General features: G+C 72.6%; 25 protein-coding genes and 3 tRNA genes. 17 read left to right on the forward strand and 11 right to left on the reverse strand.

All coding sequences use genetic code 11. The annotated features are described in order from the left end of the window. Position 1: 1 nt before the first annotated feature. The gene (locus ACO4JP_RS06225) at positions 2-898 is read right to left on the reverse strand and encodes a 3-methyladenine DNA glycosylase (RefSeq protein WP_425956514.1); all 897 of its coding nucleotides are present in this window, start codon (positions 896-898) and stop codon (positions 2-4) included. Between the two features lie 16 nt (positions 899-914). Continuing rightward, positions 915-2,030, reverse strand: coding sequence for an FAD-dependent monooxygenase (locus tag ACO4JP_RS06230; RefSeq protein ID WP_425956515.1), 1,116 nt, complete (start codon positions 2,028-2,030; stop codon positions 915-917). 23 nt (positions 2,031-2,053) lie between these two features. Here ACO4JP_RS06230 and ACO4JP_RS06235 point away from each other — a divergent pair, with 23 nt between their 5' ends. The 8 genes from ACO4JP_RS06235 (at position 2,054) to ACO4JP_RS06270 (ending at position 10,870) form a co-directional block, all read left to right on the forward strand. Further along, the gene (locus tag ACO4JP_RS06235) at positions 2,054-2,920 is read left to right on the forward strand and encodes a PhzF family phenazine biosynthesis protein (protein ID WP_425956516.1); all 867 of its coding nucleotides are present in this window, start codon (positions 2,054-2,056) and stop codon (positions 2,918-2,920) included. Positions 2,921-3,096: 176 nt separating this feature from the next. After that, positions 3,097-3,915, forward strand: a complete 819-nt coding sequence (locus ACO4JP_RS06240) for a class I SAM-dependent methyltransferase (RefSeq protein WP_425957061.1) — start codon at positions 3,097-3,099, stop codon at positions 3,913-3,915. Positions 3,916-3,961: 46 nt separating this feature from the next. Beyond that, positions 3,962-4,744 carry a fumarylacetoacetate hydrolase family protein gene (locus tag ACO4JP_RS06245; protein WP_425956517.1) on the forward strand — a complete coding sequence of 261 codons (783 nt, stop codon included), beginning with the start codon at positions 3,962-3,964 and terminating at the stop codon, positions 4,742-4,744. A 72-nt stretch (positions 4,745-4,816) separates the two neighbouring features. Further along, the gene (locus tag ACO4JP_RS06250) at positions 4,817-6,748 is read left to right on the forward strand and encodes a discoidin domain-containing protein (protein ID WP_425956518.1); all 1,932 of its coding nucleotides are present in this window, start codon (positions 4,817-4,819) and stop codon (positions 6,746-6,748) included. A gap of 6 nt (positions 6,749-6,754) precedes the next feature. Next, complete coding sequence (locus ACO4JP_RS06255) at positions 6,755-7,399, forward strand: methyltransferase domain-containing protein (protein ID WP_425956519.1); 645 nt, start codon at positions 6,755-6,757, stop codon at positions 7,397-7,399. Between the two features lie 212 nt (positions 7,400-7,611). Further along, positions 7,612-8,547 (forward strand): hypothetical protein, encoded by a 936-nt coding sequence (locus ACO4JP_RS06260; protein WP_425956520.1) that lies wholly within the window; start codon positions 7,612-7,614, stop codon positions 8,545-8,547. Between the two features lie 171 nt (positions 8,548-8,718). Then, positions 8,719-10,146, forward strand: coding sequence for a glutamate--tRNA ligase (gene gltX, locus ACO4JP_RS06265; protein WP_425956521.1), 1,428 nt, complete (start codon positions 8,719-8,721; stop codon positions 10,144-10,146). 4 nt (positions 10,147-10,150) lie between these two features. Beyond that, positions 10,151-10,870: an HAD family hydrolase gene (locus tag ACO4JP_RS06270; protein WP_425956522.1), complete on the forward strand. Its 720-nt coding sequence runs from the start codon at positions 10,151-10,153 to the stop codon at positions 10,868-10,870. 8 nt (positions 10,871-10,878) lie between these two features. On the opposite strand, the gene ACO4JP_RS06275 is transcribed toward ACO4JP_RS06270, so the two are convergent. After that, positions 10,879-11,634 carry a class I SAM-dependent methyltransferase gene (locus ACO4JP_RS06275; protein WP_425956523.1) on the reverse strand — a complete coding sequence of 252 codons (756 nt, stop codon included), beginning with the start codon at positions 11,632-11,634 and terminating at the stop codon, positions 10,879-10,881. A gap of 136 nt (positions 11,635-11,770) precedes the next feature. Here ACO4JP_RS06275 and ACO4JP_RS06280 point away from each other — a divergent pair. From ACO4JP_RS06280 to ACO4JP_RS06290, 3 genes are all read left to right on the forward strand, one after another. Then, positions 11,771-11,842, forward strand: a tRNA-Gln gene (locus tag ACO4JP_RS06280). An 85-nt stretch (positions 11,843-11,927) separates the two neighbouring features. Next, positions 11,928-12,000: transfer RNA gene (locus tag ACO4JP_RS06285), tRNA-Glu, on the forward strand. Between the two features lie 29 nt (positions 12,001-12,029). After that, positions 12,030-12,102, forward strand: a tRNA-Glu gene (locus ACO4JP_RS06290). A 57-nt stretch (positions 12,103-12,159) separates the two neighbouring features. On the opposite strand, the gene ACO4JP_RS06295 is transcribed toward ACO4JP_RS06290, so the two are convergent. The 3 genes from ACO4JP_RS06295 to ACO4JP_RS06305 all read right to left on the reverse strand — a co-directional run bounded on the left by ACO4JP_RS06295 (position 12,160) and on the right by ACO4JP_RS06305 (position 13,914). Beyond that, positions 12,160-12,930, reverse strand: coding sequence for a PH domain-containing protein (locus tag ACO4JP_RS06295; RefSeq protein WP_425956524.1), 771 nt, complete (start codon positions 12,928-12,930; stop codon positions 12,160-12,162). A 15-nt stretch (positions 12,931-12,945) separates the two neighbouring features. Then, a complete protein-coding gene (locus ACO4JP_RS06300) occupies positions 12,946-13,113 on the reverse strand; it encodes a hypothetical protein (protein ID WP_425956525.1) in 168 nt (55 codons plus the stop codon). Positions 13,114-13,194: 81 nt separating this feature from the next. Beyond that, positions 13,195-13,914: an IclR family transcriptional regulator gene (locus ACO4JP_RS06305; RefSeq protein WP_425956526.1), complete on the reverse strand. Its 720-nt coding sequence runs from the start codon at positions 13,912-13,914 to the stop codon at positions 13,195-13,197. 86 nt (positions 13,915-14,000) lie between these two features. On the opposite strand from ACO4JP_RS06305, the gene leuC reads away from it, so the two are divergent. Then, the gene (gene leuC, locus ACO4JP_RS06310; protein ID WP_425956527.1) at positions 14,001-15,476 is read left to right on the forward strand and encodes a 3-isopropylmalate dehydratase large subunit; all 1,476 of its coding nucleotides are present in this window, start codon (positions 14,001-14,003) and stop codon (positions 15,474-15,476) included. A 20-nt stretch (positions 15,477-15,496) separates the two neighbouring features. Continuing rightward, positions 15,497-16,138, forward strand: a complete 642-nt coding sequence (gene leuD, locus ACO4JP_RS06315) for a 3-isopropylmalate dehydratase small subunit (RefSeq protein ID WP_425956528.1) — start codon at positions 15,497-15,499, stop codon at positions 16,136-16,138. Positions 16,139-16,206: 68 nt separating this feature from the next. Here leuD and ACO4JP_RS06320 read toward each other — a convergent pair whose 3' ends face one another. Genes ACO4JP_RS06320 through ACO4JP_RS06330 form a run of 3 tightly spaced genes read right to left on the reverse strand, consistent with a single transcriptional unit; the run spans position 16,207 to position 18,443 of the window. Beyond that, positions 16,207-16,581 carry a GntR family transcriptional regulator gene (locus ACO4JP_RS06320; RefSeq protein WP_425956529.1) on the reverse strand — a complete coding sequence of 125 codons (375 nt, stop codon included), beginning with the start codon at positions 16,579-16,581 and terminating at the stop codon, positions 16,207-16,209. Then, positions 16,578-17,534, reverse strand: coding sequence for a hypothetical protein (locus ACO4JP_RS06325; protein WP_425956530.1), 957 nt, complete (start codon positions 17,532-17,534; stop codon positions 16,578-16,580). Before ACO4JP_RS06325 ends, ACO4JP_RS06320 begins: the two co-directional genes overlap by 4 nt. 54 nt (positions 17,535-17,588) lie before the next feature. Next, positions 17,589-18,443, reverse strand: a complete 855-nt coding sequence (locus ACO4JP_RS06330; RefSeq protein WP_425956531.1) for an LLM class flavin-dependent oxidoreductase — start codon at positions 18,441-18,443, stop codon at positions 17,589-17,591. Between the two features lie 72 nt (positions 18,444-18,515). On the opposite strand from ACO4JP_RS06330, the gene lpdA reads away from it, so the two are divergent. Then, on the forward strand, positions 18,516-19,919 hold the full coding sequence (gene lpdA, locus ACO4JP_RS06335) for a dihydrolipoyl dehydrogenase (protein ID WP_425956532.1): 1,404 nt from the start codon (positions 18,516-18,518) through the stop codon (positions 19,917-19,919). Between the two features lie 75 nt (positions 19,920-19,994). Here the strand turns inward: lpdA and ACO4JP_RS06340 are convergent, their stop codons facing one another. Beyond that, positions 19,995-20,456, reverse strand: a complete 462-nt coding sequence (locus tag ACO4JP_RS06340; protein ID WP_425957062.1) for a DinB family protein — start codon at positions 20,454-20,456, stop codon at positions 19,995-19,997. Positions 20,457-20,548: 92 nt separating this feature from the next. On the opposite strand from ACO4JP_RS06340, the gene ACO4JP_RS06345 reads away from it, so the two are divergent. From ACO4JP_RS06345 to ACO4JP_RS06355, 3 genes are all read left to right on the forward strand, one after another. Continuing rightward, a complete protein-coding gene (locus tag ACO4JP_RS06345) occupies positions 20,549-21,106 on the forward strand; it encodes an AAA family ATPase (RefSeq protein ID WP_425956533.1) in 558 nt (185 codons plus the stop codon). Between the two features lie 130 nt (positions 21,107-21,236). Further along, a complete protein-coding gene (locus ACO4JP_RS06350; protein ID WP_425956534.1) occupies positions 21,237-21,827 on the forward strand; it encodes a carboxymuconolactone decarboxylase family protein in 591 nt (196 codons plus the stop codon). A 53-nt stretch (positions 21,828-21,880) separates the two neighbouring features. Continuing rightward, on the forward strand, positions 21,881-22,459 hold the full coding sequence (locus tag ACO4JP_RS06355) for a sugar O-acetyltransferase (RefSeq protein WP_425956535.1): 579 nt from the start codon (positions 21,881-21,883) through the stop codon (positions 22,457-22,459). Positions 22,460-22,462: 3 nt separating this feature from the next. On the opposite strand, the gene ACO4JP_RS06360 is transcribed toward ACO4JP_RS06355, so the two are convergent. Then, on the reverse strand, positions 22,463-24,034 hold the full coding sequence (locus tag ACO4JP_RS06360) for a polysaccharide deacetylase family protein (protein ID WP_425956536.1): 1,572 nt from the start codon (positions 24,032-24,034) through the stop codon (positions 22,463-22,465). Between the last annotated feature and the right edge of the window lie 47 nt (positions 24,035-24,081).

Genomic DNA, 24,081 nt, shown 5'->3' on the forward strand with positions numbered 1-24,081 from the left:
CTCAGGCGAGCAGGGCGGCGCAGACCTCGGCGAGGCGAGCGCGCAGCAGCTGCCCGCGTTCGGCGAACGCGCGCTGCCGGCGCACGTACTCGGCCTTGCCGGCCGGGGTCTCGATCGCGACGGCATCCAGGCCGTAGCCCGAGACGTCGTACGGCGAAGCCTGCATGTCGGTGTACCGGACGTCGCGCGCGAGCTCGAACGCGTCGAGCAGCAGCTCGCCGGGCGCGGCGGGTCCCAGCTTGAGCGCCCACTTGTACAGGTCCATCGTCGCGTGCAGGCACCCCGGCTGCTCCAGCGCCGCCTGCGTCTCCCGCGTGGGCTGCAGCGCGTTGAGCCCGCGCGCCTCGGGCGTGAAGAACCGGAACGCGTCGATGTGCGAGCACGTGATGCGGTGGCTCGCCACGACGGCGTCGGTGCCGTCGGCGCCCAGCCGCAGGGGGAGCGGGTGCCGGTGGTCGCGTCCGGTCGCGCCGTCGCGGTAGACCATCGCCCACTCGTGCAGCCCGAAGCAGCCGAACGACCCGGACCGTGACGCCGTGGCCGCGACGAAGGAGCGCAGCCACCGCACGGTGTCGCCGCGCTCCGCGAGGAACGCGTCGACGTCGAGCGTGACGCCGGTGCCGCCGTCGGGCAGCGGGACGGTGGCGTGCCAGCGCCAGCCGAGGCGCTCGTCGTCGGCGTCGACGGCCAGGACCGGTCCGGCGCCGGGGTGCCAGCGCCGCAGCGTGCGCAGGCGCGTCGGGTAGTACGTGAAGAGGAAGTCCTCGACCGGGTGCTTGCGGCCGGCGTCGTGCGCCTCGCGCCAGACGGCGGTCAGCGCGTCCGCACGCGCCGCGTGCGCCTGCGCGGCGCCGCTCCAGGCGGCGCGAGGCAGGGCGGACTCGACGGCGGTGGGCACCGCACCAGCGTAGGCGTCAGTCGTCGCGGCCCAGGCGCGTGACGGCGCCCACGGCGTTGAGCACGCTGTCGCGCACCCGGCCGCCGATGCCCTCGGCGAGGGAGACACGGCCGACGAGCTCCGACGCCCGGGTGACCACGCGGGCGCGGGGCCGGCGTCGGCGGTCGTACTCGCGGAGCGCCTCACCGATGCCGCGTCGCCCCCCGGCGTCGAGCAGCCGGACCAGGGTGGCCGCGTCCACGATCGCCTGGTTCGCGCCCTGGCCGAGGTGGGGCGTCATCGCGTGCGCGGCGTCCCCGACGAGCGCCACGCGCCCGCGGCCGAACGAGGGGAGCGGCTGGGCCAGCTCGACGGCGTCGGTCCGCACCACGCCCCGGGGGTCGCTCGCCTCGATCGCCGCGCGGATGGGTGCGTGCCAGTCGCCGAACCGCACCAAAGCGTCCGTGCGCGGCTCTGCCATGGCCACGCTCGACGGCGCGTGCGCCGCCCCGAACCAGTACGCGTGCCCGTCGAGCAGCGGCACGAGGCCGACCATGGCGCCGCGGCCCCACGTCTCGCTCAGCCGCCCGCCGAGGTCGAACGGCTCCGACGTCAGGCCGCGCCACGTCGTCCACCCCGCATAGCGCAGCCCCGGGTCGAGCCCGAGCGCGGCCCGCGCCTGCGAGCGGACGCCGTCGGCGGCGAGCACGACGTCGAACCTGCGCTCCTCGCCGTCGACGGTGATGACGGGCCGGCCGGTGGGGACGACCGTGGCGTCGACGCCGTGCCGGACCTCGCCGGCCTCGGCGCTCAGCGCCTCGTGCAACGCCGGCCGCGTGAGCGCGAGCAGGTTCAGCCGCCGCGCCGAGCCCCTCAGCACGACGCTCCCGTCGGGCCGCAGCAGCGCCGCCGTCGTCGCGCTGCGACGGCCGCGGACGTCGCTCAGGACGGCGTCGGCCAGGCCGAGCTGCTCGAGGGCGCGCACGCCGTTGGGTGCGATCGAGATGCCGGCACCCACCGCCACTGCCTGCGGGGCCCGCTCGAACACCTCGACGTCGTGCCCACGCCGGCGCAGCCCACCGGCCAGCGCGAGGCCCGCGATGCCCGCACCCACGATCCCGACGCGCAGCCGTCCCGCCGTGGTGGACTCCATTCTTGGGAGGCTAGCGTGACCGCGTGACCCACACCCTGCCGTTCAGCCAGGTCGACGTCTTCACCACCGGCCCGGTTCTGGGCAACCCCCTGGCGGTGGTGCACGACGCCGACGGGCTGACCGACGAGGAGATGGCGGCGTTCGCGCGCTGGACGAACCTCTCGGAGACGACGTTCCTGCTCTCTCCCGCGAACCCGGGCGCGGACTACCGGGTGCGCATCTTCACCACCTCGGGCGAGCTCCCGTTCGCGGGCCATCCCACGCTCGGTTCGGCCCACGCCTGGCTCGAGTCCGGGGGCGTGCCCGCGGCCGCGCACGGGCGGGCCGACGTCGTCCAGGAGTGCGGCGCCGGCCTCGTCACGGTCCGCCGGTCGCCCGCGCCCGGCGGCGGAGCGCGGCTCGCCTTCGCGGCGCCGCCGCTCGTGCGGACGGGGGTGCCGTCGTCGGCCGAGCTCGAGCGTGCCTGCGCGGCGCTGCGGATCGCTCCCGGCGACGTCGTCGACGCCACCTGGCTCGTCAACGGGCCCGAGTGGCTGGGGCTGCGGCTGCGCGACGCCGCCGCGGTGCTCGCCGTCGAGCCCGACCTCGCGGCGCTGGCGGGCGTGTCCGTGGGAGTCGTCGGTCCCTGGGGCGACTCTCCGGGCGCGCCCGGCGACGCCGACGTCGAGGTGCGCGCGTTCGCCGACGACCGCGAGGACCCGGTCACGGGCAGCCTCAACGCGGGGCTCGGACAGTGGCTCGCGGGCACGGTGCTGCCGCCGTCCTACGTTGCCTCGCAGGGCACCGCGCTCCAGCGGCGCGGGCGCGTCCACGTCGAGCTCGACGCCGACGGCCAGGTCTGGGTGGGCGGCGCCACGACGACCACCGTCCGGGGCACGCTCGCGCTCTGACGGAGCACGGGCGTCCGCACCGTGGGACCGCGGATGAGACGGCAGGCCACGCTCGTTAGCGTGGTGCCATGAGCGAGCAGACCTGGCGACCCGCCGGCACTTCGGAGCGCACTCCCGAGTCCCCGGCCGGCGCCGACCTCACCGACGCGATCGAGGCGCCCAGCTCGCACCACACCGTGCCGAGCAAGGAGTCGGAGTCCTACACGCACGGCCACCACGAGTCGGTGCTGCGCGCCCACCGCGCGCGCACGGCCCAGAACTCCGCGGGGTTCCTGCTGCCGCACCTGCGCGACGACATGAGCCTGCTCGACGTCGGCTGCGGCCCGGGCACTGTCACGGTCGACCTCGCCCGCGTGCTCGCCGGTGGCGAGGTCGTCGGCGTGGACGCGGCGCCGCAGGTGCTCGAGGCGGCGCGCGAGCACGCGGCCGCCGTCGGCTACACCAACGTGCGGTTCGAGGAAGCCAACGCCTACGAGCTGCCGTTCGAGGACGGGACGTTCGACGTCGTCTACGCCCACCAGCTGCTGCAGCACCTGTCCGACCCGGTCGCCGCGCTCCGCGAGATGAAGCGCGTCGCCAAGCCCGGTGGCCTCGTCGCGGTGCGCGACGCCGACTACGCCGCCATGGCCTGGTACCCCGAGTCGGCCGGCCTGACCGAGTGGAACACGCTGTACCACGAGGTCACGCACGCCTACGGGTTCGAGCCCGACGCCGGCCGCCGCCTGTTCTCCTGGGTGCAGCAGGCCGGCTTCGAGGCCGCGCACATGGTGCCGTCCGCGTCGTCGTGGTGCTACGCCACCCCGACCGACCGGCAGTGGTGGGGCCAGGTGTGGGCCGAGCGCTGCGTCGCCTCGAACTTCGCCGTCCAGGCGCAGGAGTCCGGCATGGCCGACGACGTCGCGCTCGAGCAGCTCGCGCAGGACTGGCTCGCGTGGGCGCAGGCGCCCGACGGCTGGTTCGCCATCCTGCACGGCGAGGTCCTCGCCCGGGTGTGACGCCGGTGGAGCCTGTCGCGACCACCTGACGCCGTAGGCTCCGTTCGTGCGCATCGCGAGATTCACCACCGGAGACGACCCCCGCTTCGCCCTCGTCCAGCAGGAGGGCGACCGCACCTACCTCGCCGTCCTGGGCGGCGACCCGCTCTACATGCCGGCCATGCCGACGGGCGAGCGCGTCGAGCTGAGCGATGGCGTGCGGCTGCTCGCGCCGGTGATCCCGCGCTCCAAGGTGGTGTGCGTCGGCAAGAACTACGCCGACCACGCCGCCGAGATGGGCGGCGACGTGCCGACGACGCCGCTGCTGTTCTTCAAGCCCAACACTGCGGTGGTGGGCCCGGACGACCCGGTGGTGCTGCCCGACTGGACGCAGGAGGTCTCCTACGAGGCCGAGCTCGCCGTCGTCATCTCCAAGGTGTGCAAGGACGTGACGCCCGAGAGCGCGTTGTCCTACGTGCTCGGCTACACCGTCGCGAACGACGTCACCGCACGCGACGCGCAGCGCACCGACGGCCAGTGGGCCCGCGCCAAGGGCTTCGACACCTCGCTGCCGCTCGGGCCGTGGATCGACACCGACCTCGACCCGGAGGACGTCGCGGTGCGCTCGCGCGTCAACGGCGAGCTCAAGCAGGACGGCCGCACCCGCGACCTGGTGTTCGACATCCCGTTCCTCATCTCGTACATCTCGGAGGCGATGACGCTGCTGCCGGGCGACGTGATCCTCACCGGCACGCCGGCGGGTGTCGGCCTGGTCGACCACGGCGACCGGATGGAGGTCGAGGTCGTGGGCATCGGCGCGATGAGCAACCCGGTCATGCGCCGCCGCTGACAGCGCTTGCCTCGCTCGGCGGAACCGGTAGCGTCCCCCGCGGACCCACCACTCGACGACGAGGAGTGCGCCATGACCCGCAACCGTGCCCTGGCCGGTGCCGCCGCAGGATCTCTTGCGGCGGCGCTGACGCTGTCGGCGGTCGCACCGGCGACCGCCGGCCCGCCGTCCGAGGGTCCACCGCAGGCCCAGGTCTGGGTGACCACCCCGGACCGTGCGGAGCTGCTGCACCACCGGGCGCCGGTGTCGTTCACAGCGGGCACGTCGGACCTGCCGACCATCGAGGTCGACCCCGACGCGACCTACCAGACGATGGACGGCTTCGGCGCGTCGATCACCGACTCGTCGGCGAGCCTGATCGCCGCGCTCGACCCTGCGGGGCGGGACAGCGTGATGCGCTCGCTCTTCGACGCGCAGGACGGCATCGGCGTGAGCTTCCTGCGCCAGCCGGTCGGCTCGAGCGACTTCACGGCGGCGGCCACGCACTGGACGTACGACGACGTCGCGCCCGGTGAGACCGACCTGGCGCTCGAGCACTTCTCGGTCGCGCACGACGAGGCCCAGATCCTGCCCCTGCTGCGGCAGGCGAAGGCGCTGAACCCCGGGCTCACCGTGATGGCCACGCCGTGGAGCCCGCCGGCGTGGATGAAGACGGGCGACTCGCTCATCGGCGGCCGGCTCAAGGACGACCCGGTGACCATCGACGCCTACGCGCGCTACCTCGTGCGCTTCGTCGAGGCCTACGCGGCCGCGGGAGTGCCCGTCGACTATCTGTCGGTGCAGAACGAGCCGCAGAACCGCACGCCGTCGGGCTACCCCGGTACGGACATGCCGGTGGCGACGGAGGTCGCGGTCATCAACGCCCTCGGGCCCATGCTGCGCGAGGCCTCGCCGCACACCCGGATCCTGGCCTACGACCACAACTGGGCCGAGCACCCGAACGACATCGCGAACACGCCGCCCGGTGAGGACCCGGCCACCGACTACCCGTACCAGGTGCTGGCCAGCAGCGCCGCCAAGTGGGTGGCCGGGACCGCCTACCACTGCTACTCCGGTGACCCGAGCGCCCAGACCGCGCTGCACGACAAGTTCCCGAACAAGGGCATCTGGTTCACCGAGTGCTCCGGCTCGCACGGCGAGAACGACACGCCCGACCAGGTCTTCCGCGGCACGCTGACCTGGCACGCCCGCACCCTCGCCATCGGCACGACGCGCAACTGGGCGAAGTCGGTCGTGAACTGGAACATCGCGCTGCGCGAGGACGGCGGCCCGCACCTGGGCGGCTGCGGCACGTGCGACGGGCTGGTGACGATGCTGGCCGACGGTACCGTGCGCGCCGACGCGCAGTACTACACGATCGGCCACCTCTCGAAGTTCGTGAAGCCCGGCGCCGTGCGGATCGGCTCGACGTCGTTCGGCACCACGGGCTGGAACGGCCAGATCATGGACGTCGCATTCCGCAACCCCGACGGGTCCATGGCGCTGGTGGTGCACAACGAGAACGACGACCCGCGGTCCTTCGCCGTCGCCGTCGGCGGCCAGCGGTTCGAGTACGAGCTGCCCGGCGGCGCGCTCGCCACGTTCGTCTGGCCTGCGTCCGCCCAGCTCCGCGACGCCCGCACCCCGCTGGACCTGTCCGCCGCGACCGCGACCGCGAGCACCGGCGGCGACCCGGCGGCCCTCGTCGACGGGGACGCCTCGACCCGCTGGACCTCCGGGGCCGCCCAGACGCCGGGCCAGCAGATCCAGGTGGACCTGGGTGGTGCGACCCACTTCGACCAGGTCGCACTGGACTCCGGCGGCAACCTCGGCGACTACGCCCGCGGGTACCGCGTCGAGGTGAGCAAGGACGGGACGGCCTGGCGCACCGTGGCCGAGGGCGCCGCGACCGGGCAGCTCACCACGATCGACGTGGGCCAGGTGACCGCGCGGTACGTGCGCATCACGCAGACCGGCACCGCATCCGCGTGGTGGAGCGTCTCCGACCTGCGGCTCTACCGCTGACCGCTCGTGGACGCGTGCTGCGAGCCCCAGGGCTACGACCGGATCTTCACCGGCCGCCAGGCGCGCCTCGACGCCGCGCGGTACCGCAGGTCAGGCCTGACCTGGGACCCGCAGCGCGTCGTCGAGCTCTACCGCGCCGGCACGATCGGCGGTGACACCGTGCTCGACGTCGGCGCCGGCATCGGCGACCTCGGCATCGAGCTGCTGCGTGCGGGCATGGACGAGGCGACCAGCGTGGACCTGTCCCCGGAGTACGACGCCGTCGCGGCGTCGCTGCTGGCCGAGGCGGGCCTCGCGGAGCGCTCGCACCGCGTGACCGGCGACCTGGCCGCACACCCCGACCTCGCAGGGCCGGCCGACGTCGTCACGCTGATGAAGGTGGTGTGCTGCTACGCGGACGCGGGACGCCTGCTCGGCTCGGCCGCGAGCCTGGCCCGGCGCCACGTGGTGCTGAGCTACCCACGCGACGCGTGGTGGGTGCGCGGCGCCGCGCGCCTCATGGGCGTGGGGGCCCGGCTGCGCCGCACGGACTGGCGGTTCCACGTCCACCGGGAACGGGAGCTCCTGGGGGCGCTGGAGGCGGCGGGCTTCACGGTGACCCACACGGAACGGAGCCGGGTGTTCCGCCTGGCGGTGCTGACGGCGGCCTGAGCCGGCCGGCCTGAGCCGGCGGGGGACCCGTGGCGTGGCGTCAGTTCGTGGAGTCGGGCTCGATTCGACGGATCGATTCCACGAACGGGACCCGAACCCACGAACCGTCAGGGCGCGAGGCGCGCGAGGCGCGCGGGTCGCTCGGCGCTTGCGCGGGGAGGTTGTCCACACGTAGGGCCCGCCGCGGCGCCCGAACGGGCACGCTGTGCCGCATGCCGACGCCGCCACGGCTGATCCTCGCCCGCGACCATGACCGGAACACCCTCCGGCGCGGGATGGCGACCGGCGCACTCGCACGCGTGCGCAGGGGCGCATACAAGACGACGACGACGCCGTCGGTCAGCCACGCGACGAGCGAGGATGCTCTGGCACGGATCCACGCCGTCCACGCGCAGCTCCGGGCGGCACACGCGTTCAGCCACGCAAGCGCCGCCCTTCTGTGGGATCTGCGACTCTGGCAGGTCCCTGACGTGACGCACGTGCGCCAGCGGTCGCGGGCCAGCGGTGAGCGCGCGGCCGACATCGTGCGGCACTTCGGGCTGCCCGAGACGTCCGTCGAGATCGACGGCATTCCCGTGACGTCGCTGCTCCAGACCGTCTTCGAGTGCCTTCTGACGATGCACCCGCTTGCTGGTCTCGTGGTTGCGGACTCGGCGCTCGAGGGCGGTTTCCGTTCGGCCGACGCCCTCGAGCTGCTCCGCGCGAACGGGCGGCGGAACGGCTCAGCGCGGGCCGCGCTCCTGCTGGAGCTCGCCGACGGAGGGGCCGAGTCGGCGTGGGAGACGTGGCTTCGGTACGTGGCTCTGCGGCTCGGCCTGCCTCGTCCTTGCACCCAGTTCCCTGTGAGCACGCACCTCGGCGTCTTCCGGGTCGATCTCGCGTGGCCGGAGCAGCGCGTGCTGGCCGAGTTCGACGGGCAGGTCAAGTACGTCGACGGAGCGTTCGGGCCCGGCTACGACGGGCGCCGTGCCCTGCTCGACGAGAAGCGTCGGGAGGACGCGATCGTCGAGACGCTCGGGGTGCGACCCCTCCGTGTGGTGGCCGCCGACGCGCGCGACGTCGACCGTCTGAGCTCACGCTTGCTCGCCCGCTTTCCGGGACCGGTCCGCACGGCGCGTCGCCCTCTGCGCCTTCTCACGCTCCCGTGAGCGCAACGGTTCGTGGACTCGGGACCGGTTCGACGGACCGATCCCACGAATGGCGCCCAACTCCACGAACGGATGCCAGCCCTCGTCGAAGCACGCGCGCCAGAGGGGACGTGTGATCTGAGCCCGACTGCGCGAACCCTCCCCTCAGGCCGCGCCAACTAGGCTGAGGGCGTGAATCTCCCCGCTGCCGGTTCCTCCGACGTCCGCGTCCGCTTCGCTCCCTCGCCCACCGGGATGTTCCACGTCGGTGGGGCGCGCTCGGCGCTGTTCAACTGGGCGGTGGCGAAGCACACGGGCGGCACGTTCGTGCTCCGCATCGAGGACACGGACGCGGCCCGCAACAAGCCCGAGTGGACCGAGGGCATCCTCTCCGCGATGGCGTCGCTCGGCATGCACGAGCAGGACCCGACCTTCGAGGGCCCGTACTTCCAGTCGCAGAACCTCGCCCTGCACACCGAGGCGGCTGCCAAGCTGTTCGCCGCGGGCCGCGCCTACTACTGCGACTGCACGCGCGACGACGTCGCCGCGCGCACCGGCAACGCGCAGACCGGCTACGACGCCTTCTGCCGCGACCGCGGCCTCGCCTACGAGCCCGGTCGCGCCCTGCGCTTCCGCACGCCCGACGAGGGCGAGACCCACGTCGTCGACCTCATCCGCGGCAACCCCACGTTCCCCAACGCCGCGATCGAGGACTTCGTCGTCGCGCGCGGCGACGGCTCGCCCGTCTTCCTTCTCGCGAACGTCGTCGACGACCTCGACGAGCGCATCACCCACGTGGTCCGCGGCGAGGAGCACCTGCCCAACACGCCCAAGCAGCAGCTGCTGTGGGAGGCGCTGGACGCGACCCCGCCGACGTGGGCGCACCTGCCGGTCATCGTCAACGAGAAGCGGCAGAAGCTGTCCAAGCGCCGCGACAAGGTCGCCCTCGAGGACTACCTGGCCGACGGCATCCTCCCGGACGCGATGGTCAACTACCTCATGCTGCTCGGCTGGGCGCCGGGCAACGACGAGGAGATCCTGCCGTTCGAGACGCTCGTCGAGCGCTTCGACATCGCGGACGTCAACTCGTCCTCGGCCTTCTTCGACGTCAAGAAGCTCACGAGCTTCAACGGCGAGTACATCCGGGCGATGTCCCCGGATGCGTTCGCGGCGGCCGTGGCCCCGTGGCTGCACGCCCCCCACGCACCGTGGAGCGAGGCGCAGTTCGACGCCGCGGCGTTCGCCGCCGTCGCGCCGCTCGCGCAGACTCGCGTCGCCACACTGAGCGAGATCACCGCCAACGTCGACTTCCTGTTCCTCGACGCCCCGGTCGACGACGAGGCCTCGTGGGCCAAGGCGATGAAGGACCCGGCGCCGGCCCTGCTCGCCGACGCCCGCGCCGCCCTGGCCGCGCTCGAGCCGTGGGAGGCCGAGCCGCTGAAGGACACCGTGACCGCCGTCGGCGAGCAGCACGGCCTCAAGCTCGGCAAGGCGCAGGCGCCGGTGCGTGTCGCCGTGACGGGCCGGACGGTCGGCCTGCCGCTGTTCGAGTCGCTCCAGGTGCTGGGCCGCGAGAAGACCGTCGCGCGGATCGACGCGGCGATCGCGAAGCTCGGCTGACCCCGTGATCGAGGCCGTCCTCTTCGACGTCGACGACACGCTCGTCGACACGCGCGGCGCGTTCGCCGACGCGGTCGGCGCGGTGCGCCACGCGTTCCTGCCGCACGTGCCCGCCGAGCGCGAGCCGGAGATGCTCGCCGTCTGGCGCGACGACGCCCACGGTCACTACGCCGCGTACACGCGCGGTGAGCTGGGCTTCGACGAGCAGCGGCGCCTGCGCGCCGACGAGCTGCACGTGGCGTTCGGCGGCCCGCGCGTCGACGAGTCGTCGTACGCGGCGTGGCTCGAGGTCTTCTGGGGCGCGTTCGAGCAGGGCTGGCGCGCGCACGACGACGTCCCTGCCGCGCTCAAGCTGCTGCGCGAGGCGGGCGTGCCCGTGGGAGCGGTGACGAACGCGCGCGTCACGCTGCAGGAGTCGAAGCTCGCCGCAGCCGGCATCGAGGGCGTCCCGGTGCTGGTGGGCGTGGACACGCTTGGTTTCGGAAAACCGCGCCCCGAGGTCTTCCTCGAGGGCTGCCGTCTGCTCGGCAGCGACCCGGCCCGCACGGCCTACGTGGGCGACGAGCCCGACGTCGACGCGCGCGCCGCCGTCGCGGCCGGGCTGGTCGGCGTGTGGCTGGACCGGCCCGAGACCCGCCGCGGCGGCGTCGACCACACCGTGGGCGACGGCGTGCACCGCGTCAGGGGCCTCGACGAGCTGGCCGCGGTTCTCGGGCTGGCCTGAGCCCGGCCTCAGCGCCGCCGGGCCCGGTAGGCGTCCGTCACGTAGGGGAGCGGCACCGTCGTGCGCCCCGCCAGGTCCGCGTGCGTGGCCACGAGCTCGTCGACCGCGGCGAGCAGCTCGTCGCGCTCGGCGGCGGGCAGCGTCAGCAGGTAGCTGCGCGACGCCGCGAGCGGCCGCAGCGAGGCCGTGGCGACCTCGTCGGCCCAGTGGAACGCCCCGTGCTCCGGCGCCTCGAACGCGTCGCCGAGGACAGGCCCGCCGCGCCCGGCGTCGGGCTCGAGGCGATCGCCACGGTGCAGGATCTCTCCGAACCGCGCCACCCAGTCGACGGTGCCGTCGCGGTCGTTCCAGACGACGCCGAGGGTGCCGCCCGGGCGCAGGACGCGCGCGATCTCGGCGGAGGCTGCCGCATGGTCGAACCAGTGCCACGCCTGGCCCACGAGCACGGCGTCCACGGCACCGTCACCGAGCGGGATGGCCTCGGCCGTCCCGACGTGCGCCTCGACGCCCGGCAGCGCGCTGATGAGGCGCTCCAGCATGGGCTCCGACGGCTCCACGGCGACGACGTCGAGCCCTCGCGCGACGAGCGCCGCGGTGAGCTTGCCGGTCCCCGCCGCGAGGTCCAGCACGCGGCGGGCGCCGGCGGGAAGCAGGAAGTCCACGGCAACGTCGGGGTAGCTCGGTCGGACGGCGGCGTAGACGTCGGCACCCTGCGAGAACGAGGCGGCTCGGGTGGCGTGGTCGTGCGGGTCGGGAGCCGTCATTCGCCTGATCCTGCCCTGTGCCGGGCCGTGACGGAGGACACGCACCGGAGGTCGTCCTCGTTTTGGCCGTCGGGCCCTCGTCGGGTAATGTTCTCAGCCGTTGGCCTGTTGGGAAACCAGGGGGCCGATACCACCATGGGGTATGGTGTAATTGGCAGCACGAGTGATTCTGGTTCACTTAGTCTAGGTTCGAGTCCTGGTACCCCAGCGCAGCATCCTCACCCTGGGCCTCAGTGTCGCTGAAGGTCGGGTAGGATTCTCCGGCAGCCGGTTCTCCGAACCGGAAGTCACAGGCCCCCATCGTCTAGCGGCCTAGGACGCCGCCCTCTCACGGCGGTAACGCGGGTTCAAATCCCGCTGGGGGTACGCACCGTTCATTCGTGAACGGAGTTCTGGCCCCCATCGTCTAGCGGCCTAGGACGCCGCCCTCTCACGGCGGTAACGCGGGTTCAAATCCCGCTGGGGGTACACATCGAGGCCCGGTCCATAGGACCGGGCCTTCGTCGTTCTTTGCAGGGGCTCGGGTCAGCGCGGGTTCGGGTCGTACGGCCGCGGCCGCTGCCAGTCCCCAGGCGTGTCCCAGTGCGGTGTCACGGGGGCGACGGCAGGAGCCGCTGGAGGAGCGGCCGGCGGAACCTCCGAACCGGAAACCGGGACCGGGATGGGCTGCGTCGTCGGCCTGGGCCCGTCCCCGAGCGCCCGTCCGCGCACGATCACGACCGGTGGACGCGGGGTCGCCCCTCCCGGCACCGGCCCGGGCTCGGGCTTGTCGGCACGCGCGCCAGGCGCCCGGAAGATCTCGGCGCACAGCGTGCGGTAGGTCTGGTCCGGCTGCGGCACGTAGTCGATCTGTCGTAGCGCCTGGTCCTGGCCGGCCGACTCCATGACGAACCGCCCGTAGCCGAGCAGCTGGCCGCCCGGGGTGCGTGTGTAGCCCATGTCGGTGACCTTGGTCAGCGGCATCATGGCCACCTTGTGGATCACCAGGCCGTAGAGCAGCAGCAAGCGCTTGTCTGTGGAGACGAACCACTGGTGGCGCCATTCCAGCCACCGGAACCCCAGGCGTCCGAGCGCCGCGAACCAGACGATCCAGAGCCACTCGGCCAGCGGCTCGACGGAGAGGGGCACTGCCTTCACCACGACGGCGACCAGCAGGAACACTCCGACGGTGGTGGCGACGGGCTCGAGGAGCGCAGCCCAGTGCAGGCGCGTGGCGACGACGACCTGCTCGGTGGGCAGGATGTACCGCCGCAGGTCGTGGTTCCCGCGGATACTCACGCGCGGCGCGGGCTGCACGTCGATCTCCTGGCGTCAGCCGAGCAGGTTTCCGAGGAACTGACCGATGCTCTTGAACGCGTTCAGGGCGATCTGTCCTAGCGACCCGACGATCTCGGCAGACCGGTCGGGGCTCTTCACGATCGCGTAGATCACGAAGATCACGACGAGCCAGATCAGGAAGGTCTTGGCCTTGGCCGGCATCGGGTCCTCACGCGGGTCAGCAGTGGTGCGACCGTCGCACCACTGCCCGAAGCGTAGTGATGCGCGGCCTGTTCTCCCTGCTCATTCCCCGGCGCGGCGCAGCACCTCGGTGAGGCGGTTGGCCGCCGCGACGACGGCGCCCGAGTGGAGGCGGCCGGGCTGGCGCGTGAGGCGCTCGACCGGGCCCGACACCGACACCGCGGCGACGACCTTGCCCGACGGGCCGCGCACCGGCGCCGAGACGCTGGCGACGCCGAGCTCTCGCTCGGACACGGACTGGGCCCAGCCGCGCCGGCGCACGCCCGAAAGGATGGTTGCCGTGAAGACGGCGTCACGAAGTCCGCGGTGCAGGCGGTCGGGCTCCTCCCAGGCCAGCAGGATCTGGGCGGCCGAGCCGGCGTGCATCGTGAGCGTCGCGCCGACGGGGATCGAGTCGCGCAGGCCCACGGGCCGCTCGGCGGCCGCGACGCAGACGCGGTGGTCGCCCTGTCGGCGGTACAGCTGGGCGCTCTCGCCGGTGTGGTCGCGCAGCGCGATCAGCACGGGGTTGGCGGCCGCAAGCAGGCGGTCCTCGCCCGCGGCCGTGGCGAGCTCGTTGAGGCGCGGTCCGAGGATGAACCGGCCCTGCATGTCGCGCGCTACGAGGCGGTGGTGCTCGAGGGCCACCGCGAGGCGGTGGGCCGTCGGCCGGGCCAGGCCCGTGGAGGCCACGAGCTGGGCCAACGTCGCCGGTCCCGACTCCAGGGCGCCGAGCACGGACGCGGCCTTGTCAAGAACGCCGACTCCGCTAGTATCGTCCATAGGGCGATATTGCCGTCTCGGCACGTGAGATTGCAAGTTCGAAGTATCTGGTGCCCCCGACCGTGGGGTCCGAGGAGGGATTGAGGATGGCCGGCACGCTGGCGGAGAAGGTCTGGGAGGCGCACCTGGTGCGCCGCGGCACGAACGGAGAGCCCGACCTCCTCTACATCGACCTCCACCTCCTGCACGAGGTGACGAGCCCCCAGGCGTTCGAGGGCCTGCGCCTGGCCGGCCGCCCGGTGCGGCGCCCGGACCTGACGATCGCGACCGAGGACCACAACACCCCGACGCTCGACATCGACCTGCCGATCGCGGACCTTACTAGCCGCACGCAGATCGACCAGCTCCGCAAGAACGTCAAGGAGTTCGGCGTCCGCATCCACTCGCTGGGCGACGCGGACCAGGGCATCGTCCACCAGGTGGGCCCGCAGCTCGGCCTGACGATGCCCGGCCTGACCGTCGTGTGTGGCGACTCGCACACCTCGACGCACGGCGCGTTCGGCGGTCTGGCGTTCGGCATCGGCACCTCCGAGGTCGAGCACGTGCTCGCCACGCAGACGCTCCCGCTGCAGCCGTTCAAGACCATGGCCATCACGGTCGACGGCGAGCTGCCCCCGGGTGCGACCTCGAAGGACATCATCCTGGCGATCATCGCCAGGATCGGCACCGGCGGCGGCCAGGGCTATGTGCTCGAGTACCGCGGCGAGGCCATCCGGAGGCTCTCCATGGAGGCCCGGATGACGATCTGCAACATGTCGATCGAGGCCGGCGCCCGCGCCGGCATGATCGCGCCCGACGAGACCACGTTCGAGTACCTCAAGGGCCGCCCGCACGCCCCCGAGGGCGAGGACTGGGACGCCGCCGTCGAGTACTGGAAGACGCTCAAGTCCGACGACGACGCGGTGTTCGACGCCGAGGTCGTGCTCAAGGCCTCCGACCTCGAGCCGTTCGTCACGTGGGGCACCAACCCGGGTCAGGGTCTGCCGCTCTCGGCGTCCGTCCCGATCCCGGCCGAGATCGCCGACGCCAACGAGCGCGTCGCCGCCGAGCGCGCCCTGGAGTACATGGGCCTCGAACCTGGCACCCCGCTGCGCGAGGTCAAGGTCGACACGGTCTTCATCGGCTCGTGCACCAACGGCCGCATCGAGGACCTGCGCTCGGTCGCCAAGGTGCTCGACGGCCGCCACAAGGCCGAGAACGTCCGCGTGCTCGTCGTGCCGGCGTCGGCCCGCGTGCGCCTGCAGGCCGAGGCGGAGGGCCTGGACAAGATCTTCACGGACTTCGGTGCGGAGTGGCGCAACGCCGGCTGCTCGATGTGCCTGGGCATGAACCCCGACCAGCTCGCGCCGGGGGAGCGCTCGGCGTCGACGTCGAACCGCAACTTCGAGGGGCGGCAGGGCAAGGGCGGCCGCACGCACCTGGTCTCGCCGCTTGTCGCGGCGGCCACGGCCGTGCGCGGCACGTTGTCCTCGCTGCGCGACCTGGACCTGCCCGCCGACGTGGACCTCACCTCGTTCGACGGCACGCCGCTCGCGCCGCTCGCCGCCCCTTCGCTCGTCTGAGACCCGGGAAGTAGAGACTCATGGAGAAGTTCACCGTCCACACGGGCGTCGGGGTGCCGCTGCGCCGCAGCAACGTCGACACCGACCAGATCATCCCGGCGGTCTACCTCAAGCGGATCACCCGCACGGGGTTCGAGGACGCGCTGTTCGCCGCCTGGCGTGGTGACCCCGCGTTCGTGCTCAACCAGGACGCCTACAAGACCGGCTCCGTGCTGGTCGCCGGCCCCGACTTCGGCACCGGCTCGTCGCGTGAGCACGCCGTCTGGGCGCTGAAGGACTACGGCTTCAAGGTCGTCCTCGCCTCGCGCTTCGCGGACATCTTCCGCGGGAACTCGGGCAAGCAGGGCCTCATCGCCGGCATCGTCGCGCAGGAGGACATCGAGCTCCTGTGGAAGATCCTCGAGACCCACCCGGGCACCGAGGTGACCGTGGACCTCGAGAACCGCACCGTGCACGCCGACGACGTCACCGTGCCGTTCCAGATCGACGACTACACGCGCTGGCGCCTCATGGAGGGCCTCGACGACATCGGCCTGACGCTGCAGCACGCCGACGAGATCGCGGACTTCGAGACCCGGCGCGAGGCGTGGCGGCCGAAGACGCTGCCGGCGAAGCACCTGCCGTCGGTGCCGATCGAGCCGGCGCGGCCGGTCCAGGCCTGACCCTTTGACTCTTGGCCCGGTTTCGTTCGCGAAACCGGGCCAAAGTCGTGCCCACGCCGGACTTCGGGTCACGGGTGGCGGGACAGGGCTCCTCGGACGAGGTCGAGCACGGCGGCGTCGTGCAGGCCGGCATCTCGCGCTGCGGCGACCAGCGCGTGCGCGTTCTCGACGATCGCCGCCGGGGTCGCGTCCGCCTGCCGGGGCGGGTCGGCGATGACTGTGCCGGTGCGGCGCCGCGACTCGACGACGCCCCCGGCCTCGAGCTCGCGGTACGCGCGCTGCACGGTGCCGACGGCGATGCCGAGGTCGCGCGCGAGGTCCCGCGAGGCGGGCAGGCGGTCGCCCGCGCGGAGCGTCCCGACGGCGACCAGGGCCGTGACCTGGGCGCGGATCTGCTCGTAGACGGGGACCGGCGAGCTGAGGGCGATGACGATGTCGGTCATGCGGGGGCGCCTGTCGCGGCGGGCGCGCCGGCGTGGCGGGCCGCGCGCGGCCAGGCGGCGAGCAGGCCCGCGATGCCCGACGCCACGACCACCGCGATCCCGAGGAGCGCCACGCCGCCGCCCACGGCGACCAACCCGTGCGTCGGGAGCTCGTCGAGCAGCAGGTTCTGCCCGCGAGACTGGATCGCCGCACCGCCGACGGCCAGCGCGCCCCCGAGCCCGACGCCGAGGCACAGCTGGACCGCACCGAGGAGGCGCGCGGCGCTCGTGGCCCGCACGGCGTCGTCGTGCCGGGCCGGCACGCCGTGGAGCGGGGGCCGGCGCGTGATCGAGCCGAGGGCGACGAACGTGGCGGCGACGGCGAGCGCGAGCCCCAGCAGCATCGGCAGGCCGTAGGGCCAGCCCGGGTAAGGGCCCGACGCTCCGGACACGACGCTGCCGTCGGGCAAGGTCACCGGGTTCGTCGCGAACGCGCGGCCGGTCGGGTCCGCGGTGGCGCCGAACACGACGAGCGCCACGGCGAGTGCCGCCGCCGTCACGAGCACGATGCGCAGCCGCGCACCTCCGAGCGACCAGATCGTCCGGCGCGCAAGCGGGGCCGAGCGCACCTCGCCGCGGGGCCGCGGCCAGGTCTGCTCGCCGACCGCCCGCACCACGCAGAGCACGAGCGCGACCGAGAAGGGCGTGATCGCCTGGAGCACGCCTGGCGCCGACGCCCAGCCCGGCCAGGCGACCGGCTGCGCGAGGAGCACGACGGTGCACACGACGGCCGCGAGGACCGCGACGGACGAGACGAGCAGCTCGTGTCGGCGCGCCGCCCGGGCGGGGGCGCCGCCGTCGTCGGACGTGCTGCGGGACACGAGCCACAGGACGAGTCCCACGAGGAGCGCGGGGACCACGACCACGACGAGAACCATGACGAGCACGAGCCCTCCGAACATGCTGACCTCCACGCGCAACGACAGTGCATTGAGTCAATGCATTGAATCATTGCTGCGAGGCGGTGTCTAGGGCGTCTGGCGCGCTCGTTCCAGCAGGAAGTCCGGCGTGGCGACCTCGGGATCCCACCAGCTCTCGATCCACCACGTCACGCCCGCCTCGGCGACGGCCGTGGCCTGCTCGCGCGCCTTGCCCCGGTCGGCCGAGAACCGGCCCTGATGGACGATGTCGAACGGGCCGCGCGTGGCGTCGTGGTGCGCGGCGATCCAGGAGACCAGGGTGGCGAGCTGCTCGGGCGATGCCTCGCCCTGCTCCGGGTCGACCCCGCGCACCTGCGGGACCATGCCGTCCCAGCGGAGCGCCCGGTTCAGGCTCTTGAGCGGCGGCCGGTCCGGGTCCCAGACCGCGACCGGCCACACCGGGATGCGCCCGCGCACCGGCGGCTGCGGGAACCGGAAGGTCCCGGTGCTCACGTGCTCGCCCTCGAACGTGAACGGCTCACCCGTCCAAGAGCGCTCCAGCCACGCGAGGACGTCGTCGAGCAGCTCGGCGCGGTCTCGCATCGCGGAGGGCTGACCGTGCACCGACGTGAACGCCCGGTCGATCGTCACACCGAGGCCCACCGGGAGCACCAGGCGACCGCCCGAGAGGTGGTCGACCGTCAGCGCGCTCTGCGCGAGCTCCCACGGGCGGTGGCGCGGGGGAGCGAAGACCAGCGCGCCGAGGGTCAGCCGCTCGGTGGCGGTCGCGACCGCTGCGAGGATGGCGAACGGGTCGTACGTGGGGATGGAGTCCATGCCTGGCTCGTCGAGGCTCACGCCGTCCCAGGTGAAGAAGCCGTCCCAGCCGTGCTGCTCCGCCTCACGGGCGAGCCGGACCATCTGTGCGGGCGAGCCGTAGCTGCCGACGAGGCCGATCTTCATGTGCCCACCGTAGGAGCAGGCTGTGACACACGTCGCGTCAGCAACATTTCCCGGGCGCAATAGGCTTGCGCCATGGCTTCTCACTATGACGTCGTCCTCCTCGGGGCCGGCCCTGGCGGGTACGTGGCCGCCATCCGGGCCGCTCAGCTCGGCAAGTCCGTCGCGATCATCGAGGAGAAGTACTGGGGTGGTGTCTGCCTCAACGTGGGCTGCATCCCCTCGAAGGCGCTGCTGCGCAATGCGGAGCTGTCGCACATCTTCCACACCCAGGCCGACTTCTTCGGCATGTCGGGTGAGGTGACCTTCGACTTCGGCAAGGCCTGGGACCGCTCGCGCGTCGTCGCCGACGGCCGCGTCAAGGGCGTCCACTTCCTGATGAAGAAGAACAAGATCACGGAGTACGAGGGCCGTGGCACGTTCGTCGACGCCAAGACCATCCAGGTCGCGCTCAGCAACGGCGGCAGCGAGACGGTGACGTTCGAGAACGTCATCATCGCCACGGGCTCGCAGGTCAAGCTGCTGCCGGGCGTCGAGCTGTCGGACAACGTCGTGACCTACGAGAAGCAGATCATGACGCGCGACCTGCCGAAGTCGGTCGCCGTCGTCGGCGCCGGCGCCATCGGCATGGAGTTCGGCTACGTCCTGAAGAACTACGGCGTGGACGTCACGATCATCGAGTTCCTCGACCGTGCGCTGCCCAACGAGGACGCGGACGTCTCCAAGGAGATCGCCAAGCAGTACAAGAAGCTCGGCGTCAACATCCTCACCTCGACGGCGGTCCAGACCGTCAAGGACAACGGCTCCTCCGTGACCGTGACCTACCAGGGCGTCAAGGACGGCAAGGCCGGCGAGCTCACCGTCGACAAGGTGCTCATGGCCGTCGGCTTCGCGCCGAACGTCGAGGGCTTCGGCCTCGAGAACACGGGCGTCAAGCTCTCCGACCGTGGCGCCATCGAGATCGACGACCACATGCGTACCAACGTCCCCGGCGTCTACGCCATCGGCGACGTCACCGCCAAGCTCATGCTCGCCCACGTGGCCGAGGCCCAGGGTGTCGTCGCCGCCGAGACCATCGCCGGCGCCGAGACCATGACGCTGGGCGACTACCGCATGATGCCGCGCGCCACGTTCTGCTCCCCGCAGGTCGCGTCGTTCGGCCTCACCGAGGCGCAGGCCAAGGACGAGGGCTACGACGTCAAGGTCTCGAGCTTCCCGTTCATGGCGAACGGCAAGGCCCACGGCCTCGGCGACCCGACCGGCTTCGTCAAGATCGTCGCCGACGCCAAGTACAACGAGCTGCTCGGCGCCCACATGATCGGCCCGGACGTCTCGGAGATGCTGCCGGAGCTCACGCTCGCCGCCAAGTGGGACCTCACTGCCGACGAGGTCGCGCGCAACGTGCACACCCACCCGACGCTGTCGGAGGCCGTCCAGGAGGCCATCCACGGCATCGCGGGGCACATGATCAACTTCTGATCTGCCGGGAGGCCCGGATCCGCGAAGTTCCGCGGATCCGGGCCTCTTTCTGTCCCTGGACCCCGCAGGACGGGGTCAGGTGATGATCTGCTCGCGGAGTATGTCCGCGTGCCCGCAGTGCTGCGCGAGCTCGCGCAGCACGTGGAGGTAGACCCAGCGCAGCGGGAGCGGGCCGCGGCGGTTGCCGGTCACGACGTCGTCGGGGCCGAGGCTTGCGCCTGCGGCCCGTGATGCGGAGACGGCTCGCTCGTAGTCGGCAAGGACGGAGGCGATCGTGTCGCCGTCGGTCACGTCGAAGGACTCGTCGGGCGCGGCGGGGATCCCGATCTCGGCGCGAGTGCGGGCCGTGATGGCCTCGTCGAACCACACCTTCTCGACGAACGTCGCGTGCTTGACCAGACCCAGCAAAGTTGTCTTCGACGGTACGAGACGCCGTCGGGCCTGCTCCTCGGACAGCCCGTCCAGGCAGGACGCGAGCATCGCGCGTTGCTCGTCGATGAAGGCGAGGAGCTGGTCACCGATCGGTGCGGCGAACATCGCCGGATCTTGAGTGCTCACCGGCTCAACGTAAGCGAGCCGGATCGACGCATCTGCCGAGGGTGTCACGGTGTGTGGAACACCGACCGACCATGCTGGTCTGGATCAACGGGACGTTCGGCGTCGGCAAGACCACCCTCGCGACGCACCTCTCCGAGCACTGGCACGACGCAGTCGTCGTCGACCCCGAGCGCGTCGGGATGATGCTCATGGAGTGGAGCAAGCCGCACGGGCTCGGCACCGCCGACTTCCAGGACTTCGCGCTGTGGCGCGAGCTGGTCGTGTCCGCCCTGGCCGGGTTCCATGCCGAGCCCGGCCGGCCGATGATCGTGCCGATGACCGTGCTGAACCCGGCCTACTACGAGCAGATCGTCGGTGGGCTGCGCGCGCAGGGCATCGACGTGCACCACTTCTGCCTGACCGCGCCGCCGCAGGAGATCGCGCGCCGGCTCGCGACCCGTCAGGTGCCGGGACAGGAGGGCCGCAGCGATTTCATGGACTGGGCCCTCACGCGGCTCGAGCGCTACACACCGGCGATGAGCGACCCACGGTTCGAGACCTTCCTCGACGCGACGCTGCCTCCCGACGAGCTGCTCGCGGAGCTGCTCGAACGGCTGCCCGACCCGCTGCCCGCGACGGTGCGTTCCTGAGCGCTATCGGTCGAGCGGTGCCGGCGTGCTTGCCGCAGCACGGGCGACCGCCGCGATGCTGCGCGCCACGTCCTGCCGACGACTGAGATCGAGGGTTGCCCGCGCGAGGTACCCGCCCCATGCTCGGAGCATGTTCATCACCGGTGTGGACGAGGGCGACGCGCAGGGTCCGGTCGCCGACTACTACGAGACCCAACGCGGACAGTGGGGCTTCCTGCCCCGTTTCGCGGCCCCCTTCTCGCTGCGACCCGAGGCGGCCCAGGCGTGGCAGACGCTCAACCTCACGATCCGCGGCGCGATGGACCGGCGTCGCTTCGAGATCGCCACGATCGCGGCCGCGCGGGCGCGCCATTCGACCTACTGCACGGCGGCCCACTCGAAGTTCCTGCGCGACGTGTGCGGCGACGAGGCGACCTTGGCGGCGATCAACGGCGACCCCGACGGCTCGACGTTGGATGGGACCGACCGCGCCGTCTACGAGTTCGCCACCCGTGTCGCCACCGACCCGGCGTCGATCGGGGCGGCCGACGTCGAGGCGCTGCGCGCCGTCGGGCTCACCGACACCGACGTCGTCGACGTCGTCCTCGCGGCCGCGGCGCGCCTGTTCTTCACGGCGGTGCTCGACGGCGTCGGCGCCGAGCTCGACCCGCAGACGGCGGCGACGTTCACGCCGGACCAGCTGGACTCGATGACGGTCGGGCGGCCGCCTGCCACGGCCTGAGCGGTGCCCGCGACGACCTGAGGGCCGGCGCTCGCGGCGGTACCGTCCCCGGTATGGCCAACCCGGACTACTTCGCCGGCGATCCCCGCACCAACCGCGAGCGCATGCTCGCGGGCGACCTGTACATCGCAGACGACCCCGAGAACGAGCGGCTCGCCAAGCGCGGCATGCGGCTTGCCGACGAGTACTACCGGGCCGTCGTGGCGGACGACGTCGGCGCGCGTGGCATCCTCGCCGAGCTGCTCGGCTCGCTCGGGGAGGGGGCGTTCGTCAAGCCACCGCTCTTCGTCGACTACGGCGAGAACCTGCACATCGGCGCGCGGACGTTCGTCAACTACAACCTCATGGCGCTCGACGTCGCTGCGATCCGGATCGGCGAGGACTGCCAGCTCGGGCCGAACGTCCAGCTCCTGACGCCCACGCACCCGGTCGAGGCGCAGGCGCGGCGGGACAGGCTCGAGGCGGCGAAGCCGATCACGATCGGCGACAACGTGTGGCTGGGCGGCGGCGTGATCGTGTGCCCGGGCGTGACGATCGGGGACAACACGGTGGTGGGCGCAGGGGCCGTCGTCGTGCGCGACCTGCCCGCCGACGCCATCGCGGTCGGCAACCCGGCGCGGGTCGTGGGGTAGGGATCAGTCGACGGCGAGGCCGCGCGCCCGCAGCCCCTCGATGATGCCGGGCAGCGCGTCCACGGTGCCCGGCTGCAGCACGTGCAGGAGCACGACGCTGCCGGGCTTGGCCGAGGCCAGCACACGACCGCGCACGACGGTGGCGCCCGGCGCGCGCCAGTCCTGGGGGTCGAGGGTCCACAGGTCGACCGAGACGTGCTCGTCGGCCGCAGCCGCGCGGACCACGTCGTTCACGGCGCCGAACGGCGGACGGAATGCCGTGGGGCGCACCCCGGTGATCTCGGTGAGCAGCTCCTGGGTGGTCGCGATCTCCTCGGTGACCTGCTCGGGCGTGAGCTTGGTCAGGTCGGCGTGCGTGGCCGAGTGGTTGCCGAGGCGGTGCCCCTCGGCGAGTATGCGGCGGATCGTCTCGGGGTGCTGCCGCGCGCGGTCGCCCACGACGTAGAACGTGGCGTGCGCGTGCTTGGCCTTGAGGATGTCGAGGATCGCCTCCGTGTGGGCCCCGGGTCCGTCGTCGAAGGTCAGGTGCACCGTCGTGTCGCCCGTGAACGCGCCCGGCGTCGCCTCCTGCTCGCGGAAGGGCAGCGTCGTGACCGGCAGGGTGACGACGTCGGAACCGCCGCCTGCGGCGCGCGCCTGCACCTCGCCGAGCACGGCCTGGGCCGCCACGGCCTTGTCGAGCCGGTGGCCCTCGACGCCCGGCGCGACGACGGTGTCCGCCATGACGATGCGCAGCTCGGGCTCGCGGTCGACCTTTCCGGCGACCGCGTCGATGTCGCCCGACAGCTTGGCGGCGTCGACGCCGACGTTGGCACCCCCGTCGCCGACCGTGACGGGCAGGGCGGCGAAGACCCGCTCGGGCGCGACGGTGACGCGGGTGCCTCGCGCCGCGAGCACGAGCGGGCGCTCGACGGCGGCGCTGACCGCGGTCGCGGCCGCGGTGAGGTCGGCGGACGTCACGGACGCGGGAACGGGATCCGTCGGCAGGTCTGCGGAGCGGCGGTCGGCGTGCACGGCGTCGAGGATCGCATCCCGGGCGCCGCTCGTGTCGAGGCGGACACCGCGCACGTCGGGCGTGACCTCCACCTGCCCACCGGTGAGGGCAACCGAGGCGTCGGTCGGCGCGACGGCGACCTTGTCCGCGAGCGCGTCGACGGCGTCGCCGAGGGCGGCGGGATCGAGCCGGTCGGGTGGTGGGGCGACGTGCTCACGGCCCCAGACGGCGCGCGTCTGGGTCACGACGTCCTGCCAGAAGGAGCCGTCGCGCCCGGCGTCGAGGAGCGCGGCATGCAGCTCGTCCGAGCGGTCCACCAGCCCGAGCGAGTCCAGCGTCCGCGTCTGGGTGACGTCGCCGGCAGTCAGGGTGACGGTGGTTGCCGCGCGCCGGGCAGCGATGCCGTCCGCCACGGCGGAGGCGTCGGTCCACACCCGCGCGCGACTCTCGCCGGCGACCTGGAGACCCAGAACGGGCCGCCCCGTCGCGACGGCGTTGACCACGAGCGGCCCGCCGAGGACGACGACGATCAGCACCGCGAGGGCGATGCCGAGGCGCGTGAGGATCCGGCGGGCGTGCACCCGCCCAGCATCCGTCATGCGCCGGACGCCGGAGGTGCGCCGCGCGC

The organism is Xylanimonas sp. McL0601, assembly GCF_049852175.1.
Taxonomy (GTDB): domain Bacteria; phylum Actinomycetota; class Actinomycetes; order Actinomycetales; family Cellulomonadaceae; genus Xylanimonas.

What these genes read in the sequence shown, in the direction of transcription:
- ACO4JP_RS06230 (WP_425956515.1), bottom strand. Translation starts at nt 2,030, where the DNA reads ATGGAGTCCACCACGGCGGGACGGCTGCGCGTCGGGATCGTGGGTGCG.
- ACO4JP_RS06250 (WP_425956518.1), top strand. Translation starts at nt 4,817, where the DNA reads ATGACCCGCAACCGTGCCCTGGCCGGTGCCGCCGCAGGATCTCTTGCG.
- ACO4JP_RS06260 (WP_425956520.1), top strand. Translation starts at nt 7,612, where the DNA reads ATGCCGACGCCGCCACGGCTGATCCTCGCCCGCGACCATGACCGGAAC.
- ACO4JP_RS06275 (WP_425956523.1), bottom strand. Translation starts at nt 11,634, where the DNA reads ATGACGGCTCCCGACCCGCACGACCACGCCACCCGAGCCGCCTCGTTC.
- ACO4JP_RS06300 (WP_425956525.1), bottom strand. Translation starts at nt 13,113, where the DNA reads ATGCCGGCCAAGGCCAAGACCTTCCTGATCTGGCTCGTCGTGATCTTC.
- ACO4JP_RS06305 (WP_425956526.1), bottom strand. Translation starts at nt 13,914, where the DNA reads ATGGACGATACTAGCGGAGTCGGCGTTCTTGACAAGGCCGCGTCCGTG.
- leuC (WP_425956527.1), top strand. Translation starts at nt 14,001, where the DNA reads ATGGCCGGCACGCTGGCGGAGAAGGTCTGGGAGGCGCACCTGGTGCGC.
- leuD (WP_425956528.1), top strand. Translation starts at nt 15,497, where the DNA reads ATGGAGAAGTTCACCGTCCACACGGGCGTCGGGGTGCCGCTGCGCCGC.
- ACO4JP_RS06320 (WP_425956529.1), bottom strand. Translation starts at nt 16,581, where the DNA reads ATGACCGACATCGTCATCGCCCTCAGCTCGCCGGTCCCCGTCTACGAG.
- ACO4JP_RS06330 (WP_425956531.1), bottom strand. Translation starts at nt 18,443, where the DNA reads ATGAAGATCGGCCTCGTCGGCAGCTACGGCTCGCCCGCACAGATGGTC.
- lpdA (WP_425956532.1), top strand. Translation starts at nt 18,516, where the DNA reads ATGGCTTCTCACTATGACGTCGTCCTCCTCGGGGCCGGCCCTGGCGGG.
- ACO4JP_RS06340 (WP_425957062.1), bottom strand. Translation starts at nt 20,456, where the DNA reads ATGTTCGCCGCACCGATCGGTGACCAGCTCCTCGCCTTCATCGACGAG.
- ACO4JP_RS06345 (WP_425956533.1), top strand. Translation starts at nt 20,549, where the DNA reads ATGCTGGTCTGGATCAACGGGACGTTCGGCGTCGGCAAGACCACCCTC.
- ACO4JP_RS06350 (WP_425956534.1), top strand. Translation starts at nt 21,237, where the DNA reads ATGTTCATCACCGGTGTGGACGAGGGCGACGCGCAGGGTCCGGTCGCC.
- ACO4JP_RS06355 (WP_425956535.1), top strand. Translation starts at nt 21,881, where the DNA reads ATGGCCAACCCGGACTACTTCGCCGGCGATCCCCGCACCAACCGCGAG.